The sequence below is a fragment of the Rhodanobacter soli genome, from assembly GCF_039523495.1.
GTDB lineage: Bacteria > Pseudomonadota > Gammaproteobacteria > Xanthomonadales > Rhodanobacteraceae > Rhodanobacter > Rhodanobacter soli.
The window spans coordinates 2,947,063-2,966,016 of sequence record NZ_BAAAFK010000001.1; the positions used below are offsets into that span (position 1 = coordinate 2,947,063).

Here is an 18,954-nt window from a genome sequence, read left to right on the forward strand (position 1 = left end):
CGCGCGTCAACGCAAGGACGTCTGGTTATTCGCCCTGCTCAGGACCGGGCGGCTTTGGTTTCGGCACCACCACGATCTCCACGCAGATCTTCGGTGGCGGTTTCGGCACCACGATGGTGTTGACGCTGATTTTCTCGACGTTGTCGTAGTCGCGGAGTTGGATCTCGTAGGTGCCGGGTTCGAGGGTGGAGTTGTTAGTCATGTCGTCCTCCAGGTGGGTGCCCCGTGCTCGTGCGCGGGGCGGGGGGTTCCGTGCCAGTCCCCTTGCCCGTCGCCCCCAGTGGAGACAACAGGCCCAGACGACGGAAGGTGAGATTGCTCGCGATCACCGTTTCGGGGATGCCGCCGGCACGGGCTGTTGCCAGCCGTTGGCGCGCCGGTTCGATATCGCCCAGCAGCGCCAGCGTTTCCGCGTTCACCAAGGCCACTGCACCAGGCTGGCCGGGGAGCGATTCGGCGCGCTTGACCAGCATCCGGGCACTGGCCACGTCGCCCAGCACGGCCCGGTAAAGGCCCAGCGAGGCGACCGCGAGGGCATCGTTCGGCAGGACCTTCAGGTAAGCCTCGGCGCGTACCGCGGCTTGCTCATACGCTTTGTGTACATCCGCTGCGCTGGCCTGCGGATCCGCCCGCAATGCGGCGCCCAGATTGTCCCAGGTGGTGTAATCCTGCGGATCCAGCGCGATCGCCTGGCGCTCCAGATCGACCGCCGCGGCGTAGTCGCCTGCCTGATACTTGAGCAAGCCAAGATTGACCAAGGTGACGGCTGCCGGCTCGATCGCGATCGCATGCAACAGCGCTTGCTCGGCCTCGGCATTGTTGCCCGCTGCTATGTAAATCCCGCCCAGCGTGTTCCACAGATTGGCGTCGCCCGGCCGCAGCCTCACCGCTTCGCGCAAAGAGGCCACTGCCTGCGACAGGTTGCCATCGAGATACTGCTGATAGCCGACCTGGGCCAGCACACCGGGATCGCCGGGGCTCAGTTGCAGCGCCTGCTGGAATTCCTGCACAGACAGATCGTGCTGGCCACGGGCCGCGTAGACCTGGGCGGCAACGATATGCGCTTTAACCCGCATGGCCGGTGACCGCAAACTTTTGCGGTAGTACTGCAACGCGCGCTCGGAATCACCGGCCACGCGGTACAGGTCGCCCATCGCCAGATCCACCTCGGCCAGCGTCGGATCCATCTGCGCGGCGCGCTGGCAGGCGAGCTTGGCGTTGTCGAAAGCCTCGGCGCTGTGCTTGCTTTCCAGGCGCCAGATTTCGGCCCGGCAGATTCCCGCTTGCGCCTTGGCGAACCCGCTGTCCTGCTTCAGCGCCTGGCCGAAGCGCTCGATCGCCTTGTCGGCAGCGTCGGCTGTCTGGGCCTTGTGCAGCAGATTCAGGCCCTGCAGGTAGATGTCGAACGCGGCCTCGTTGTGCGTGGGCGTCAGCCGCTTCGTCAAGGCATCGCTCTCGCCGGGAATCGCCCCCAGCAGCGCATGCACCACCTCGCCGGCAATCTCGCTCTGGGTGGCGAATACGCCGGAGAGCTCGCGATCGTAGGTATGGCTCCACAGCGTGAACCCGCTGGCGGTGTCGGACAGGCGAGCGGTGATGCGGATGCGCGGACCTTCGCGGCGAACGCTGGCATCCAGGATCGTGGCCACCCCGAGCCTGGCTCCCAGGGCCTTGGCGTCGGCGGCACCCTCCCTTGCACCCGGCGAGGTCGGTGCGGCGACCTTCAAACCCTTCACACCAGCCAGCGCATCGCGCATCTCTTCGGCCAATCCTTCGGCGAAGTAATCGTCGTTGCGATCGTTGCTGAGGCTGGTGAAAGGCATCACGGCGATCGACGCGGCGAGTCGCGGTGCCGGTGCCATGACCCGCTGGATCACAGCCCAGGTCACCAGCGCGCAAGCCAGCAGCACCATCAGTGCCAGCCAGGGGCGTTGCTTCCAGCGCCGATCGATGACCAGCCCATGCGTCGGTGTCAACTCGGGGGCGCTCCACGCCGATTCCAGATCGGCCCGCTCCTGTCGGGGCGATCCCACTTGCTCATGTCGGCTCGTCGGCAACGCCGGCGGCGCGACCTGCAACCCGGTTGCCGGAAGGTCATCGGCGCCGGTCTGGTCCGGCGCAGGCGCTGACGGAGTCCCGGTATCCGCATCGTCCTGCAGCTGTCCGATGAAGCTGTAGCCCAGGGCGTGCCGGGTCTGGATGTAGCGTGGCTGCTGGGGATCATCGCCCAGCGCGTGGCGCAACTGCGCGATCACCCGGGTCAGCACGCCCGGCGTGACATGACGATGGCCCCAGACCAGGTCGAGCAGGTCGTCGCGACCGATCAGTTCGCCGGGGTGCTGCAGCAGCGCGAGCAGCACGGCGAAGGCCTTGGGCTCCACCGGCTGGGGCACGCCCGCACGCAGCAGGCTGTGCGCGGCCGGGTCGACCACGATGTCGTCAAAGCGATAAGGCGTAGCTCCCCCGCCGCGCGCGCCCGATTCCATCCGGTTCATCGGGAAGACCTCAGGCGATCACATAAACCTCAGTGTTCGCTCATACAAGCCCTGCATGTCCATCATGACTCAAACCGCCGTGCGGTGGAATCTGATCCTGCGCCGCATTCCGTGGCGCCACCACCCGAGGATCTGCCATGAATGCCCAGATTGCCACCTTGCAACCCCTGTCAGCCGCCCTGCAGTCGCCCGCATGGACGAACCTGAACCGCCCTGCCCGGCGTCACTTCGTCGGAGGCTTCCTGCCCGAAGCCGAGGCGCTGGCCCATTTCAACCAACTGCTGGAACGTCTGCATCACTTCCCGCTCGACTGCGACCAGCTGGCCACGGCGTCGCGCGAGCTGGCAAGTCGATCGGCCGACAACCGGCGTCCGGCGAGCATCGACCAACGCCTGCAACTGGCCAGCGCGGTCGACCGGATGATCACCGACGCGACCTGGCAACCGGCCAGCGAAGCCGTCGAGCCGGCCCGTGTGGTGATGGACTACGTGCACGGTGATCACGCCCTGATTCCGGACAGCGTGCCGCTGGTCGGGCAACTCGACGACGCCATCCTGATCGATGCCGCCTGGCCGCACCTGGCCGGCGAGGTCGACTGCTACCTCGACTATTGCCGCGTGCGCGCGATCGAAGCCGAGCTGCGCGGCTGCGCAGTCGGCGAGTTTGCGTTCACGCGTGAGGACTGGCAGCAGGCCCGCCGCGCCGAAGCCGGCCTGATCGCCCATTGCCGCCGGGTGGGCGAAGAAAGCTACCTGCCTTCGTCGGCGCCGGCATACTTCCATGTGCACTGATGTGGCTTCCCTGTCGCGGGGAAGTCAGGCGGGGTTCGCTTCCGAGCCGGACGACCGGATCAAGAGCAACCCCTCGCCCGAAGGACTCCCTTCGGTCGCCCAACCCTCCCTTGCCTTGCAAGGGAGGGAGCGCGGCGAGCAACGATCGCGACGCTGTTCCTGCGCAACCGCGCCGTCTGGTTCATCGCACGCGTTTCACGACCGCTACCTTCGTGACCTTTCGTGCTCCGCCTGCACCTGCACGCCGCCCCGTCACTCCGCCAGTTCGAAACGCGTCACGCGCCTGACCGGATCGGCCTCGACCAGGCTCACCCTGACGTCGGCGCCGAGAGGAAGACTCGCGTTGCCGAATACGCTGGCCTCGATCGCCGGATCGCGCACGATGACCGTGCCCTTGCCCGGATCGTCGTGCGCGACCTCGACGATCGCGCCGTTGAAGACTTCGCCCACGCGCGGCGCCAGCACGGCGGCTTCGGCCAGATTGAGCACGGCTCTTTCGTACTGGCCGGCGCGATGGCCGGAGGCCTGCATGGTGACCGGCAGGCCCGGCAACGCAGCCAGCGCCCACTCGGGTATCGGCTGCTTCGCGCACAACGCCACGCAGATCTCGCCGGTGTAGCGATCGACCAGCCGGCGCAGCGGCGCAGTGGCGTGGGTATATTGCGCGGCCAGCGCCGAGTGCATCGGCTGCGCGGGCAGCGCGCCGTCGAATGCCGCGTAGCCGGCTCCGCGCAGCACGCTGGTACAGGCGGTCAGCATCGCCACATGCACGTCGTTCGACGGATCCAGCGAACGGATGAAGCCGGGATAATCCAGCCCGGACGGCCAGGCGATGCCGAGCGCCCGCGCGGTGACGCGCAGGCGCTCGATCGCGCGCGGATCGGCCGGCGGCAAGGTCCGCAGCAGGCCGACCTTGGCCTGCACCATCAGGTGCGCCGCGGCCATCCCGGTCAGCAGCGAGATCTGCTCGTTCCAGTCCTCGATCGGCATGCGCGCACGAAATGCCAGCGTCCAGCGGCCATCGACCACGCTGACTTCCTGCTCCGGCAGCGGCAGGCTGACGCCGCCGCGGGCGAACTCGCGCTGCCGGCGCAGCTCGCCGATCTCGCGCAACACCGCCCACATCGGCTCGGCCGCGCCGGCGTCGATGCGTTGCTGCACGCTCGCGTAGTCGAGCCGGGCGCGGCTGCTGACCTTCGCGCGCCGCACGTCGACGGCGATGCCTTCGCCGGTCCGGTCCAGGTCGAGCGTCCACAACAGCGCCGGCCGCAGCTGGCCGGGCAACAACGAGGCAGCACCTTCGGACAACACCTTCGGGTGCAGCGGGATCTTCGCGTCCGCGCCGTACAGCGTCTCGCCACGCCGGTTCGCTTCCAGATCGACCGGGTCGCCGGCGCCGACGAAGGCGGCGACGTCGGCGATCGCGTAGTACACCCGGTAGCCGCCGTCGGTGCGCTCGACATGCATCGCCTGGTCCAGGTCCATCGAGCCGGACGGGTCGATGGTCACCAGGGCGATGTCGCTGCGATCCAGCGTCGGCAGCCGCGGGTTCGCGGCCGCCCGCGCCGCGGCGGCCTCGACTTCGGGCGGGAACGCCGACGGCAGCTTCAGGTCGTCGTGGATGTCGCGCATGCCCTGCGCGAGCACCGGATCCCCGGCAGGCTGGATGTGGAGGCGGCGGGTGGTCGACATGGGCGATTTCCTTGCGTGGATGCCGTTCGGCAAGACGAGGCCGATGTATCGCCTCCGGCATTTGTCGCGCTCCGCAAAATATACACGTGCCGGCAGGGACTACCGCGACCATCATGCAAGGTGTAGAAACGGCACCGTCACCCAGCCACCGACCCGATCCCCATGACCGACATGTCCCTGCTGATCCGCCTGGCCGAAGAAGACGACGACGATTTCATCCTCGAGCAGGTGCCGCGTTTCGTGGATTTCACGCTGCCGCCGTGGCGGCGCCGCCACGAATGCATCGAGGGCATCCGCAACGACCTGCTGCGCCATCTGGAGGACCAGCCGGCGAACAGCTACCTGTTCGTGGCCGAGGATGAAGACGGTGAACGGGCCGGCTTCATCCACCTGCAGCGCACCGCGGATTTCTTCACCGGGCGCAGCAATTGCCACATCTCCGACATCGCGGTGGCGCCGCAGCACGAGGACCGTGGCGTCGGCAAGGCGCTGCTGGCGCATGCCGAGACTTGGGCCCGCGAACACCAGTGCCAGTTGGTGACGCTGGCGGTGTTTCCCGGCAACGAGCGCGCCCGCGCCCTGTACGAAGCTTCCGGCTATGCGCCCGACCTGCTGCGGCTGGCCAAGCCGGTCCGCTGAGCGCGCCAACGAAAGAAGCCGCCCGAGGGCGGCTTCCTTGTGATCAGCGGAATGAAACGATCAGTTCGTGATCGTGCCGGCAGCCGCTTCGGCCTGCTCGCGCACATCCAGCCGACGGGCCAGGCGATCGATATTGGTCAGCGACAGCAGGTGCGCATAGATCCAGCCGAACATGCCTTCGCGCAGGAACTCCTGGCAAGTCTTCTCGTCCAGCGTACGCAGCTTCTCCTCGTTGACCACGAACAGGCCACTGAGGTTGATCGACTTGCCTTGCTGGCCGTCCTTGCCTTCCTTCTGCAACTGCACGTTGCGCGGCTCCAGCAGGTCGTGCTTGTTCAGCTGCTCCATGAACCACTTGGTGCGTGCGACGTTCTGCTGGAAATCGCCGAGGAAGCCCACGGCATTGGTCAGCAGCTCGCTGTCGGTACCGTCTTCCTTGAACAGGCGCTGGCCTTCGGCCGCGTTGAATCCTTCATAGCGTTCGTCGAGGAACACGGTGAAGTCGTCGCCTTCCTGTCCTGCCGGCTTCTCGGCCAGCACGAACGGGTAGCGGCGCACGAAGGCCGGGATGTACGTATCCGCCGCCCACTGGCCACTGGCGTCGATGTACAGGTTTTCGTTCTGGCGCAGGCCCAGCAGGGCCACCGGACCGGCGTCGGTGATGCTGGTGCCGGCAAACACGATCAGCAGATCGCGCGCGGCGACGCCGAACTCCACGCCGGTCAGCGGTACCGAATGCGCGTTCATGGCGAACTTCACGTTCGGCACGGCCTTCATGCGCAGGTCTTTGTGCTCGACACGGTTGAGCGGTACCGGATGCTCGTAGAAAAGAACTTCAGCCACGTTGTCCACCTCTGCCCACCGCCGTGCCGGGTCACCACCAAGCGCCCCTACCAAACCCGGCGTCGGGTCTGCGTTGACTGGCAATGATATCAGCGCTTATCCGCAACGGCGACAGCCCCGCCCTGGGCGCCGCTGCCTCATTTGCATGCGAATTGCAACGAAATTGTTCTATGCTGGCCCCAGACAAGCACCCTGCATTGCCTGAACGCTCTTTCGAAGCCCCTGGCTGAAGGACGATTTACATGCTGATGGAAGTGCCAAGTCGGGCCGACCTCAATGCGACCCGCGTGTTGTCACTGGACGCCGCCGGCCGCATCCTCGACTGGATCAGCTGGCAGGAGGCGGTTTGCCTGTACGTCCGTGACGCGGTTGCCTGGACCCTGGGCGACCCCTGCCTCACCGTGCACGGCGGCCACAACCGTCTGCTCGGCGCGCAGAGCATGTTGCAGTTGCACCCGATCATCGCCAGCACCGGCCACTGCCGCGAGCACGCGATCGACCCGGCGCCGGCGCTGACCAACACCGCGCTGTTCGCTCGCGACCGCCACATCTGCCTGTACTGCGGCGAGCACTTCACCCGCGCCGAACTGACCCGCGACCATGTGCTGCCGATCTCCAAGCGCGGCAAGGACGAATGGGAGAACGTGGTCAGCGCCTGCCTCGCGTGCAACCTGAAGAAGAGCAACCGCACCCCGCAGGAAGCCAACATGCCGCTGCTGGCGGTGCCGTACCGGCCAAGCTGGGTCGAGCACCTGATCCTGTCCAACCGCAACATCCTGGCCGACCAGATGGAATTCCTGGTCAGCCGGCTGCCGCGCGACCGGCGCTCGATGTCCATGTCCATGTCCATGCCCACGCCCGTGGCCGCCTGAACTCGGCCGGCCGGCTCAATCGGCCAGGTCCTCCCCGCCCTCGTCGTTGTGCATGTCCTTGATCTCCTCCTCGATCGCGGACAGGCTGCCGTAGGCCTGGTGCGCCAGCTTGCAGTAGTGCCTGCGGATGCGTTCCAGGTCATCCTCGTCCAGTTCCTCCAGGTTCAACAGCGCGTTGTGCGCCTGACTGGTGCGGATCAACTCGTCCAGCTTGATCTGCAGCGCCGCGGTATCGCGGTTCTGGCTGCTCTGGATCAGGAACACCATCAGGAAGGTGATGATCGTGGTGGAGGTGTTGATCACCAGCTGCCAGGTGTCGCCGTAGTCGAACAGCGGCCCGGTCGCCGCCCACAGCAGCACCAGCGTGGCGGCCAGGACGAATGCCATCGGCTTGCCGGCCTGGCGCGAGGTAACCTCGGCAAAACGGCGGAACAGCTTGCGCATGGACATGGACATGGTGGAATTCCCTGAGTCGAAGGACCCGGCCCAGCCTTGCCGCACGAACGTGTGTGCCGCGTGGAGAACCTGCTGCAGCGCCCCTGCCACCGCTTGTTCAGATGCCTGCCCTTGCTCCGCCTCGCCGCTGGACCAACAATACGCGGATGAACGACCTTTCCCATTACCCCCACCTGGCGTCGATCGAGACGCCGGCCGACCTGCGCCGCGTACCCGATGACGAACTGCCCGCCGTCGCCGATGAGCTGCGCCAGTACCTGATCGAGGCGGTGGCCAGTTCCGGCGGTCACTTCGGTGCGGGCCTGGGCGTGGTGGAACTCACCGTGGCGCTGCACCACGAATTCGACACGCCGCACGACCGTCTGGTCTGGGACGTCGGCCACCAGTGCTACCCGCACAAGATCCTCACCGGCCGCCGCGACCGCATCACCACGATCAAGAAGAAGGATGGTCTGGCGCCGTTCCCGCGCCGCGCGGAGAGCGAATACGACACCTTCGGCGTCGGCCATTCGTCCACCTCGATCTCGGCCGCGCTGGGCATGGCGATCGCCGCGCAGCACAAGGGCGACCACCGCAAGGTCGTGGCGGTGATCGGCGACGGCGCGATGACCGCCGGCATGGCGTTCGAGGCGCTCAACCACGGCGGCGACGCCGAACCGGACATGCTGGTGGTGTTCAACGACAACGGCATGTCGATCAGCGAAAACGTGGGTGCGATGACCAAGATGATGGCCCGCGCGATGGCCAGCCGCCGCCTCAACCAGTTGCGCGAGCGGGCCAAGCGGGCGATGCCGAAGCAGTCCTTCGCCGGCCGCTGGTTCAAGCGCTGGGAGGAACACGCCAAGGGCATGTTCGTGCCCTCGACACTGTTCGAGGAACTCGGCTTCCACTACACCGGCCCGATCGACGGCCACAACATCCCGAAACTGTTGCAGGCGCTGCGCACGGTGAAGAACCTGCCCGGTCCGCAGCTGCTGCACGTGATCACCACCAAGGGCAAGGGCTACGCCCCGGCCGAACAGGCGCAGATCGAGTACCACGCGGTGGGCCCGTTCGACCCGCAGGCCGGCCTGGTGAAGAAGGCCGCACCGGCCAGGCCCACTTACACCGACATCTTCGGCGAGTGGCTGTGCGACCAGGCTGCCGCCGACGAGCGCCTGCTCGCGATCACCCCGGCCATGCGCGAAGGCTCCGGCCTGGTGCACTTCTCGAAGGTCTACCCCGAGCGCTACTTCGACGTGGCGATCGCCGAGCAGCACGCGGTGACCCTGGCCGCCGGCATGGCTTGCGAAGGCGTGAAACCCGTGGTGGCGATCTACTCCACCTTCCTGCAACGCGCCTACGACCAGGCGATTCACGACGTGGCGCTGCAGAACCTCGACGTCACCTTCGCGATCGACCGCGCCGGCGTGGTCGGCCCGGATGGCGCCACCCATTCGGGCAGCTTCGACCTCACCTTCCTGCGCTGTCTGCCGAACATGGTCATCATGGCCCCGGCCGACGAGAACGAGTGCCGCATGATGCTGTCGACCGGCTTCCATCATCACGGCCCCGCCGCCATCCGTTACCCGCGCGGCACCGGCCCCGGCGCAGCGACCCACGAGGAACTCGACACGCTGCCGATCGGCAAGGCCGAACTGCGCCGGCGCGGCCACGGCCTGGCCCTGCTCAGCTTCGGCGCGATGCTGGCACCGGCCGCCACGATCGCCGCCGAGCTCGACACCACCCTGGTCAACATGCGCTTCGTGAAGCCGCTGGATGAGGCGCTGATCGTGGAGCTGGCGCAGACCCACGATGCCTTCGTCACCCTGGAGGACAACGCGGTCGCCGGCGGCGCCGGCTCCGCCGTGGCCGAATGCCTGGCCGCGCACGGCATCACCCTGCCGATCCTGCATCTCGGTCTGCCGGACGCCTACCTCGAACACGGCAGCCGCGAGGAAGTGCTGAGCATGGCCGGACTCGACCTGCCCGGCATCCGCCACGCGATCCGCGCACGCTTCCCGCAGCTGGCCGCTGCCAGCATCGCCAGCGCGGGCTGAAATCCGCCGCCCTGCAGGCGGGCGGATCGGCGCGCGGGGGCCTACCCGAGGCGCCCGCCGCTGACCCGGTCGCGCGACTCCAGATCCTGCGCGGTGAACACCTCCACATAGCCCGCCGCGTGCAGCAGCGCGCGCGCGGCGGCACCCTGGTTCCAGCCGTGTTCGAACAGCAGCCAGGCGTCGGGGTGCAGGTGGGCGCCGGCGTCTCGCACGATGCGGCGGATGTCGTCGAGGCCATCGGGGCCGGAGGCCAGGGCGCTGGCGGGTTCGTGGCGCAGGTCGCCTTGCGCCAGGTGCGGGTCGGCGGATTCGATGTACGGGGGGTTGGAGACGATCAGGTCGAAGTGCTGGCCGGCGAGTGGCGCCAGCCAGTCACCGTGCACGAACGCGACGTTGCCGATGGCGTGGCGTTGCGCGTTGCGCTGGGCGACGGCGAGTGCGGCGGCGCTGGCATCGGTGGCGACCACCCGCGCACGCGGCCGCTCGCGCGCGATCGCCAGTGCGATCGCGCCGCTGCCGGTGCCAAGGTCGGCCACGCTGCAGACGGCGACGAGCGGCAGGCGCTGCAGCGCGAGTTCAACCAGCAATTCGGTTTCCGGGCGCGGGATCAGCGTGGCTGGGCTCACTTCCAGATCCAGCGACCAGAAGCCGCGCCGGCCGGTGATATAGGCCACCGGCTCACCCGCGGCGCGGCGTTCGACCAGGGCGGCATAAGCCGTCTGGACGTCCCTATCCGGCACGTCGCCGGCGTGGGTGAACAGCCAGCTGCGTGGCTGCTGCAGCACGTGCAGCAGCAGCAGCTCGGCGTCGACGCGCTCGCCGAGCCGCTCGGCGGCGGCGGCCAGCATGCTGCGGACATCAGGCATGCGGCAGCTCCGTCGCCGATGGCGGCAGCTGCGGCGGCGCCACGCCCGGCTTCGGCGCGGGCTTGCGCCAGTAGCCGCCGCGCGTCCACGCGTCGAACGCCCAGCGCAGCCAGTCGATCAGCGACCATGCCAGCCACAGCGCCCACGCCAGCATGGCCAGTTTATAGACCCACAGCGAGACGCTGAACACGCCGCCGCCGGGCAGCGCATTGGCGCTCTGGTCGGCGAACCAGCGCAGGTTCCACGCATTGGACGCATTGCCGGCCACGTGCATGTCCGGCAGGCCGAGCAGGCCCTTCGGTACCGCGCCGATCAGTACCACCAGCGCCAGCAGGGTGAGCAGCGCGAGGCCCAGCTGGATCAGGTTGAACTTCGTGCTGCCCAGTTGTTCCGACAGCGCGGTGCGTGCGCGCAGGCCCAGCAGGATCAGCCAGACCACCACCAGCGCGTAGGCACTCCAGGCGAACGCGGAGAAGCCCAGTCCCAGCAGCAGCCAGTGCCGGAAGCGCAGCGGCGTCGGCGCGTAACGCGCCAGCAGCCACGCGGCGAACAGCAGCACGACCAGTTGCGACCAATACAGCACCGCCGGACCGGTGGTCGGCCCCCACGTCCACAGTACCCAGCGATCCTGCGGCAGCTGCAACGCGAGGTCGACGTTCGCCACCGGCGCGTGCAGCGCGAACATCGGCGTGCGCGTGCGTGCGGCGACACCATGCGGCTCGCGCAGGCGCAGCGTGTAGTCGTGTTCGCCGGGCAGCAACGGCAGGCTCAGTTTGCCGTCGCGCACGGCCAGGTTGATCGACTCGCCGTCGCGATTCGCATCCAGCAACTCGGCCCCGGCCGGCAGGCTGATCGCGTGCTCGCCGCCACGTGTGCTGCGCGCGCGCAGGCTCAGCGTGGTTTCGGTGGCACGTTCGCCGGCCCGGCTGGTTACCTGCACGCCATCGAACGCCAGGCTGTCGCCAGCGATCGCCACCGGCTTGCTGAAGGCCAGCTGCAGGCTTTCGCCGGGCAGCGGCTGATACAGCAGCCCGTCGTCGCTGGCGCTGGTCGGCACGCCCTTCGCGTCCACGTGCCACATCGGCGCGGCGTGGATGGCCCACACCTCGGCACGCTCGCCCAGCGCCGGCGCCGTGAGCGCCAGCTTCGTCGCATGGTCGAGCCGGCTGCTCCAGCGCACCGCGCCGCTGTTCGCGTTGAAGGTGATGCTGATGCGGCCATTCTTCACCAGCACGTCGTCGCCCAGCGGATGCTCGCCCGGCAGCAGCGGCAACGTGACGCTGAAACCGCCCTCCTGCGGCGCGATGCGCTCGACCGTGTTCTCGACGGTCCAGTCGACGCCCAGTTGCAGCCGGCGGGTCAGCCGAACGTACGGCGGAAAGTTCTGCACGGGCGGCAGGTCCTTGCCGTCGGTAGCCGTGCGCACGCGCTGCAAGGCAATGCTGTCGCCCAATGGACGGCCGTCGTCGACCCCGGCCAGCGACCAGCCCTGGCCGTTGAACGCGATGCGCTGCGGGCGCAACACGAAACGCAGGTTGGCGTTGTCAGTCGCGCCGATGCGATAGCGCAGGCTGATCCGGTGCACACCACGATCCAGCCGCAGCAGCAGCTGATCGCCGCGACGGGCGAGCGGTGCATTGCCATGGCCGTCCACACTGACATCGAGCAGTTGCAGGGCGTCGTCAGCCTGCGGCAGCGGCAGCACGACCGTCGCGCCCACGTGCGCTTCCAGTGCCACGTCGAGCGTGTCGCCGCTGGCCTGCAGTTGTGCCTGCGCTACGACGGCGCAGGCCGGCGCGCATTTCGGCGCCTCGGTCAGCCGGTCGCGCAGCTGGTTCAGCAAATCCTGGCTGGGCAGATTCTGCGCGTGCACGCCGGCAGGCAACAGCGCGATGGCCAGCAAGGCGGCGCTCACCGCAGCACCGCCGCGCCAGTCGCGCCAACGGCCACGCAGAGGTGTCAGCAGCAGCGGCACCAGCTTCGCCAGCAGCAGCGCCAGCAGTCCCACCATGACCACCCGCAGCAGCCGCACCAGCCACGCCGGCGCAATCACCAGCCGCGTGCTCTGCTCCGCCGTCACCGGGCCGGACCAGCCGAGCCGGTAATCGTTGCCCTGATTCCAGCTCGGCATACCGGCGCCGGCCTGGATCACACTGCGGCTGTCGATCTGGTTGTTGCTGGTGCTCGGCATCTTCGTCCCCATGACAACGACCGAAGACGGCGCCTGATTCGAACGGCCGCTTGCCACCAGGCCGGAGTCGCCCCGTACTTGCCTGTCCTTCATCGCGTCGTCGGCCGACGGTGCGGCGGCGGCCATCTCTTCGACGGGCGGTGGCGGCGCCGCCACCTGCTGCTTCATCTCCATCTGCGCATTCGCATGGGCCTCTTCCCGTGCAGCCTGCTCGGCGTAACCCGCCGAGACAATCCGACCCTGGCCGCCGCCTTCCAGTTGCGGATGCAGCGCGTACTGCAACTGCCCCGCGGCGAACGGCAGCGTCCACAGCACCGCCAGCGCGAAGATCGCCACCGCGGCTGCGCGCGCCGCCGTGCGCAGCCGCCCTTCCGGCAAGGCGCGCAGCAGCAACGCCAGCGCCAGCGTCACGGCCAGCGTCCACAGCGGTGCCGTGTGCTCATGCTGCGCCAGCGCCAGATAGCCGGCCGCCAGCAGCGCCCACGGCCAACCGAGCAGACGGCCGGCGAGCAGCGCGATCAGGGCCACCACGAACAGATCGAGCAGGCTCCACTGGCCAACCCACGAATCGGGCGAGCGATCCACGCCGATCGCGCCAAGCAGGCGGTAGCCATGCGGCAGATGCAAGGTCGCGTCGATGCTTTCCAGCGGCAGCTGCCAGCCGGCACTGGGAATCGCGCCGCGATGCGTGGGCAGGCGCAAGCCGGCGTCGAGATCGAGCTGCTGCTCGCGCAACTCGACGCCGCTGCCGCCGCCCTCGCCCTTGCTGACCAGCAGCGGCTCGCCGTCCTGGCTGGCCCGCTGCAACTGCCACGGCGCCGCCACGTCCAGGCGCTGGTGATGACGCAGTTCGCCGCTGAGGCGGTCGGCCACGCTGAGCCCGCCACCGTCGAAGTCCAGCCACAGCTGGCGTTGCAGGTGCAGTTGGTCGCCCTTGCCGCCCTCGTCGCCGCGCGTGCCCTGCTCGATCGCCAGGCCCGCGCTGTCGTCCAGCACGAAGGCCGGCAGCTCGCGCCACTCGCCCGGCACGCCGGCCTGGGCCGCGTCGGTGGCGTTGCCTTCCACGCGGGTGTTGCGGAAGGCGGGAGCATCGTCGTAGCTCCAGATCTCCTGCCGCGGCCATGGCGCCGCCGGCAGTTTCAGTGCCACCTTGCCCAATGGGGCGACGCCGCGCGCGGCAAGCGTAACCGTCCACTGGCCCGGCCGCAGTTGCACGCGCAACTGGCCATCATTTTCCAGCCGCGCCGGCAAGTCGCCGGACAAGGCGGTGGCCACGAAACCTTCCGGAAGGACCGGGCCAAGCGACTGCTCGCGCGCGCTGCCGGTGACGTTGAACTGCAGCTGCGTTTCCAGCGTGGCGGGCAGGCCATCGGCGAGGCGGCGATAGACACGCAGCGACAGCGCATCGGCGGCGCGCTGCGCGGCGGCGGCCTCGCCCAGGGTGAGCTGTTCACCATTGCGTTCGAGGCGCGTCACCGCCGCACCATCGACGCTCAACGTCACCAGCCCGATGGTCATCGGCATGCGCAAGCGCGCCGGGCGCGCTGTCCACGGCAGGCTGCCGCGCAACTGGTAATCGCCCGGTACAAGCCACAGCATCGGTACACCGTCGCGCTCCAGCACGGTGGCCGGCTGGTTGTTCGCACTGACCTGCTGCGGCCAGCTCCGCGCGTCACCGGGCAAGGCCACCCAGCTCGGCGCATCCACGTGCACGTCCAGGCTGAAGCGACCGCCGTCCTTGCCGGCATCGAGGACCAAGCGACCGGGCCACGCGCATTGATAGCTGCCGGCACTCGGCGCCTGGGTGGCGAGAAACGGACAGTCGTGCTGCGGCACATCGTGCAGCACCCAGCCCTGCCAGTCGCGCAACGGCGGCGGTACCTCCTGTGCCGGCAACGGCGCCGCCAGCAGCCACCACAGACCCAGCAGTCCGAGCATTCGAGCAAGCATGCAGTTCTCCCTGTGTGCCGTGCGGCCAGCACAGTGTAAGTGGAACACGACAGGCACAAGCGGCGCCTGCCCCGGTTGCGATTCCGACCACTGATTCAACGCAGCCGGCGACACTACGGGGTTACATGTCGACAACGCCGGCGCCGTATAGTGGAACGCGCTTTCCCGCCACGGTGAATCGCATGACCCAGCTCAATCGCCAACTGCGCCTCAAGACCCGCCCCGAAGGCCTGGTCCGGCGCGAGGATTTCGACCTGGTCGAACAGCCCGTGCCCGCGCTGAAGGACGGCGAAGTGCTGGTGCGCGTGCTGTATATCTCGATGGACCCGACCAACCGCGTGTGGATGCGCGACATCCCGCAATACCTGCCGCCGGTGGCGATTGGCGAAGTGATGCGCGCGCTCGGCCTGGGCCGCGTGGTGCAGTCGCGCTCGGCGCAGTACCACGAAGGCGACTTGGTGCAGGGCGTCACCGGCTGGCAGGACTACCTGGTACTGCACGAAAGCGCCAAGGGCTACGTGCGCCTGCCCGCCGACCCCGGCATCCCGCTACCCACCCTGCTCGGTGCCGCCGGCATGAGCGGCGTCACCGCCTACTACGGCCTCACCGAGATCGCCCCGGTGCAACCCGGCGAAACACTGGTGGTCTCCGCCGCCGCCGGCTCGGTCGGCTCAATCGCCGGCCAGATCGGCAAGATCATGGGCGCCCGCGTGGTCGGCATCGCCGGCGGCGCCGACAAATGCCGCTACCTCACCGACCAACTCGGCTTCGACGCCGCCGTCGACTACAAAGCCGCCGACTTCAAGCAGCAACTCAAGGCCGCCACCCCCGACGGCGTGCACGTCAACTTCGAGAACGTCGGCGGCGAAGTCATGCGCGCAGTGCTTTCGCGCATGGTCATCGGCGGCCGCGTCGCGCTATGCGGCCTGATCTCCGGCTACAACAGCACCGAACGCCCCAGCGACGACTTCGGCGTGTTCGTGATGAAGCGCCTGAGCATGCGCGGGTTTCTGGTGCTCGATTACGCGAAGACGCGCGAGGCGGTGCAGGTGCTTGGTGGGTGGATTCGTGAGGGTAAGTTGAAGGCGGAGGAGACGGTGGCGGATGGGTTGGAGAACGCGCCGGAGGTGTTGAACCGGTTGTTCGCTGGGAGTCATCGGGGGAAGTTGGTGTTGCGGGTGGATGCGCAGGCGTTAAGGTGCGATTGTTCTGGACTTCCCGCTGGCGACCAAAGCGACCAGTCCTGAAACCGCGCATCTTTGAATCTTCGACCGAGAACTGCCGATAAATCCAGTGGCCAGAGGCTTGGAAGGTGAACGTGAGAACCTGCTGGATTGTAGTTATCTGGCTGCTCGTGAGCGGCGTGAGTCATGCGGCGTCCCCGGAGCTGTTTCGGCGACAAGCATTCAATGCTGCGATTATCGCCAATGCCGTCAATCACTACGTCGCCTTGGGCGAACAAGCTGCAAAGGCGGAGCTCAGTGCACTTGCGCTGGACGACTCCAATCCAGCGATGCGAACAGGCGATGGCCCACTGAGCGCGGCTGACGTAGCGTCCCGGGTTAGCTGGATGTGCCTGGTCCTTTGGCCATCAAAGCCTGGCCATTCGAGCAGGCCTCCCGCATTTGGTGCCCTTGTGGCTATCGATGGTCATATAAGGCCCGAAGATTTTCCTCTCTACCCCGTGGTGCAATCCGGTATCTCCTATTTCATCCTGGCTGATTCGTACTTAGTAGGAGGCCTGCCAGAGAAGACGGCTCACTACCTCGCCGACTGCGAAGCGAGAGGAACATTTCGCAGTCAACCAGTCGCTGTGCCCACGCGCCAGGAAGCGAAGCGCGACGCTTCCATGTTGTGGCGGTCACCGGCGTGGATGTCCGGCTGGGCTCTCGGTGCCCCGTTGAATGACTCGAAGAAGTCGGCTCGGGCATTTATCCAAGCTCAGGCCGATTCGATTCGATAGCGACAAGCGGCGTCCGCTTTGGGCTTGGGCCGCCATCATAGGTGGACGTTCGCACGCCATTGGTGTGCTCTTGACCTGGCTCTTCTGAAAAGTACGCGCAGGATGCGCGTCGCTCTACCCGGGTCCCCTCTGAAGCGGCGGGCGGGTGGAGGAAAAGCCCGCAGGGTGGTTCGCATGGATGCGAACCAGTTTGGCGTCAGGGCAGGATGCCCTGTCGACAAACCCCGTAACCCGGCCGCGAACCTTGCGGGCAGGATGCCCGCAAGGCGCGTAAGCGGGGTGGCCTTCTCTTTTGGTTACTTTTCTCTTGGCCACGCAAGAGAAAAGTGACTCGGTCGCCAAAGGCGATCGACCGCTCTGCTCTGCTTTTCGTAAACCGACAGGCCAACCCACCACTCAATCCGAAATCGCCAACACACACTCCCCCGCCCCGTAACTCCGGCAACAAACCGGAAAGATCGACAGCGTTCCCGGCGCGATGGCCGGCTCCAGCAGACCCTGCAGGAAACCGCTGAAAAAGCCGCAGCCGGATTGGCCTTCTTCCGCGCACAAGGGGCTGTCGTGGATGTGCAATTGCAAACCCTGCTGGTCGACCTCGACCAGCGCGCGCAAGGCAGGGATGCCCAGGCGCTCGACCGCCTCGCGCAGGTCCAGTCCGCCATCCAGCGCGTACTCGCGCCCGAACACCCAAGTGCCCATGCGCCGGCCTGCCAGCACGAGCGAGGGCTCGCGCGCATCCGCAGCGACCGCGCGCTGCAGCGCCAGCAGTTGCGGCAGTACCCGCGGATAGTCGTGCTCCAAATCCCGCAACGCCTTGTCGACCGCCGCCTCGTCCGGCGCCAGCGCAACCAGTTCGACGAACAGCGCCGTCTCCACGGACTTCACCGGTGCAGGCGCCCGTGGCGTGGGCTGGATGAACTCGAACTCCGGCTCGGGCGGGGATGCCTGCCGCGGCGCCGGCGGGCTCGCCACGACAGGTGTCGCCACCGGCCCGGCCACCTCGGGCTCTGCCGCCGTCGCCGCTACCGGCAACGCCACGCCAGGCGACGGAGTGGCCACCGATGCGACCGGTGTGAACACAGGCCCGACCGGCGCCGGCGGCGCCGTGACCGCTGGCCGCATGCGCTTGTGCGAGATCGCGAAATGCGGCCTCGGCTCGTCCTCGGTGTAGGGAAACACTTTGACGCTGATGAAACGATCGCAGCCATCCAGCGCCGCCTCGAGCGTGCGTCTGGCGCGGGACGGTCCCCGCACGATCACGCTGAGCAGGACGCCGTGTTCGCCTTGCACCATGCGTTGCCGCTGCAGCGCGAAGCCATTGGCCAGCGCGAGCCGCCCGACCTCCATCAGCAGCCCTTTCCGGCTTTCCGAGAGGCCCTGGATTTCCAGCTCGATCATCAAGCCCCCTGTAGGCGATGCCGGTGGAACACGTTGTGTGGAACGACGCCGCCGTGCGCAGGCCATGCACTGCAGCGGAATACGTCCGCGATACGTGGAGATTCTAGGGCCAACCAAAAGGAATGGGCGATACCGGGGCCACACTTGAGCGTCCCGAACGCCCCGTTTTTACCGTTACCCCGGCAGCTTTCAATCGCCGCCATGGCATCCCGCCAGTGAAGGACGTATCGTCCAACCTCTCCAGAATCAGGCTCCCCATGGCAACCCCGAAGCCCTTCCTCCACGCCGGCTTCCTGAGCCAGCTGGAGCACGTCAACGCATCCGCGCCCGCGACCACGCTGCCGCCATCACTCGCCCGCGTCCTTCTGATCGCGGAGAACTCCGGCCGACCGACGCCAGCCGCGACTCATCTGATCCAGTTGCTGAAGGCGCGCAAGGCCGTGCTGCAGGCGGCATTCGATACCGAGGTGGTGGCCGACGAGCTGCGCCGGTACCAGAAGTTCGCGCGGCCGGGCCAGCCATCGCCGCACATCGTCCAGTTGCGACAGCAGCAGGCTGCCGCGCGGCAGGCGTCCAACCAATCGAAGCAATCTTTCATCAAGGCCGCGGCGGCGTTCGTGCGGGAGGCCGGAATCGAAGTGCCACCGCGGGTGGCGCTCGAGGTCTTCGTCATCGGCTGGATCGAGGCCCACGTGCCGAAGGACGCCATCGCCGCGAACTGACAGCGGCCGACCGAAGGACTCTTCGGTCCACGTAAAT

Annotated in this window: 14 protein-coding genes; 6 read left to right on the top strand and 8 right to left on the bottom strand. The window is 67.6% G+C overall.

The features are described 5' to 3' along the window. Positions 1-25: 25 nt before the first annotated feature. Both ABD024_RS13440 and ABD024_RS13445 read right to left on the bottom strand, forming a co-directional pair. A complete protein-coding gene (locus ABD024_RS13440; RefSeq protein WP_343853509.1) occupies positions 26-202 on the bottom strand; it encodes a hypothetical protein in 177 nt (58 codons plus the stop codon). Next, positions 195-2,495: a winged helix-turn-helix domain-containing protein gene (locus ABD024_RS13445; RefSeq protein ID WP_343853511.1), complete on the bottom strand. Its 2,301-nt coding sequence runs from the start codon at positions 2,493-2,495 to the stop codon at positions 195-197. The genes ABD024_RS13440 and ABD024_RS13445 overlap by 8 nt, the downstream gene beginning before the upstream one ends. A gap of 137 nt (positions 2,496-2,632) precedes the next feature. Between ABD024_RS13445 and ABD024_RS13450 the strand changes: the two genes are divergently transcribed. Next, positions 2,633-3,286, top strand: coding sequence for a YkvA family protein (locus ABD024_RS13450; protein ID WP_343853513.1), 654 nt, complete (start codon positions 2,633-2,635; stop codon positions 3,284-3,286). Positions 3,287-3,538: 252 nt separating this feature from the next. Here ABD024_RS13450 and ABD024_RS13455 read toward each other — a convergent pair whose 3' ends face one another. Beyond that, the gene (locus tag ABD024_RS13455) at positions 3,539-4,978 is read right to left on the bottom strand and encodes an RNB domain-containing ribonuclease (protein ID WP_343853515.1); all 1,440 of its coding nucleotides are present in this window, start codon (positions 4,976-4,978) and stop codon (positions 3,539-3,541) included. Positions 4,979-5,140: 162 nt separating this feature from the next. On the opposite strand from ABD024_RS13455, the gene ABD024_RS13460 reads away from it, so the two are divergent. Further along, the gene (locus ABD024_RS13460) at positions 5,141-5,617 is read left to right on the top strand and encodes a GNAT family N-acetyltransferase (protein ID WP_343853517.1); all 477 of its coding nucleotides are present in this window, start codon (positions 5,141-5,143) and stop codon (positions 5,615-5,617) included. A 60-nt stretch (positions 5,618-5,677) separates the two neighbouring features. Here the strand turns inward: ABD024_RS13460 and ABD024_RS13465 are convergent, their stop codons facing one another. Continuing rightward, positions 5,678-6,460 carry a SapC family protein gene (locus tag ABD024_RS13465; protein ID WP_343853520.1) on the bottom strand — a complete coding sequence of 261 codons (783 nt, stop codon included), beginning with the start codon at positions 6,458-6,460 and terminating at the stop codon, positions 5,678-5,680. Positions 6,461-6,702: 242 nt separating this feature from the next. On the opposite strand from ABD024_RS13465, the gene ABD024_RS13470 reads away from it, so the two are divergent. Further along, positions 6,703-7,332 (top strand): HNH endonuclease, encoded by a 630-nt coding sequence (locus ABD024_RS13470; protein WP_343853522.1) that lies wholly within the window; start codon positions 6,703-6,705, stop codon positions 7,330-7,332. A 15-nt stretch (positions 7,333-7,347) separates the two neighbouring features. Here the strand turns inward: ABD024_RS13470 and ABD024_RS13475 are convergent, their stop codons facing one another. Further along, positions 7,348-7,782, bottom strand: a complete 435-nt coding sequence (locus ABD024_RS13475) for a low affinity iron permease family protein (RefSeq protein ID WP_343854705.1) — start codon at positions 7,780-7,782, stop codon at positions 7,348-7,350. Positions 7,783-7,934: 152 nt separating this feature from the next. Here ABD024_RS13475 and dxs point away from each other — a divergent pair, with 152 nt between their 5' ends. Beyond that, positions 7,935-9,827, top strand: coding sequence for a 1-deoxy-D-xylulose-5-phosphate synthase (gene dxs / locus ABD024_RS13480; RefSeq protein ID WP_343853524.1), 1,893 nt, complete (start codon positions 7,935-7,937; stop codon positions 9,825-9,827). 41 nt (positions 9,828-9,868) lie between these two features. Here the strand turns inward: dxs and prmC are convergent, their stop codons facing one another. Beyond that, on the bottom strand, positions 9,869-10,693 hold the full coding sequence (gene prmC, locus ABD024_RS13485) for a peptide chain release factor N(5)-glutamine methyltransferase (protein ID WP_343853526.1): 825 nt from the start codon (positions 10,691-10,693) through the stop codon (positions 9,869-9,871). Beyond that, on the bottom strand, positions 10,686-14,834 hold the full coding sequence (locus ABD024_RS13490) for a hypothetical protein (RefSeq protein WP_343853528.1): 4,149 nt from the start codon (positions 14,832-14,834) through the stop codon (positions 10,686-10,688). The genes prmC and ABD024_RS13490 overlap by 8 nt, the downstream gene beginning before the upstream one ends. Positions 14,835-15,016: 182 nt before the next feature. Here ABD024_RS13490 and ABD024_RS13495 point away from each other — a divergent pair, with 182 nt between their 5' ends. Beyond that, positions 15,017-16,081, top strand: a complete 1,065-nt coding sequence (locus ABD024_RS13495) for an NADP-dependent oxidoreductase (RefSeq protein ID WP_343853530.1) — start codon at positions 15,017-15,019, stop codon at positions 16,079-16,081. A 1,112-nt stretch (positions 16,082-17,193) separates the two neighbouring features. Here ABD024_RS13495 and ABD024_RS13500 read toward each other — a convergent pair. After that, the gene (locus tag ABD024_RS13500; RefSeq protein ID WP_343853532.1) at positions 17,194-18,195 is read right to left on the bottom strand and encodes a hypothetical protein; all 1,002 of its coding nucleotides are present in this window, start codon (positions 18,193-18,195) and stop codon (positions 17,194-17,196) included. A gap of 257 nt (positions 18,196-18,452) precedes the next feature. Between ABD024_RS13500 and ABD024_RS13505 the strand changes: the two genes are divergently transcribed. After that, the gene (locus ABD024_RS13505) at positions 18,453-18,917 is read left to right on the top strand and encodes a hypothetical protein (protein ID WP_343853535.1); all 465 of its coding nucleotides are present in this window, start codon (positions 18,453-18,455) and stop codon (positions 18,915-18,917) included. The last annotated feature ends 37 nt before the right edge of the window (positions 18,918-18,954 follow it).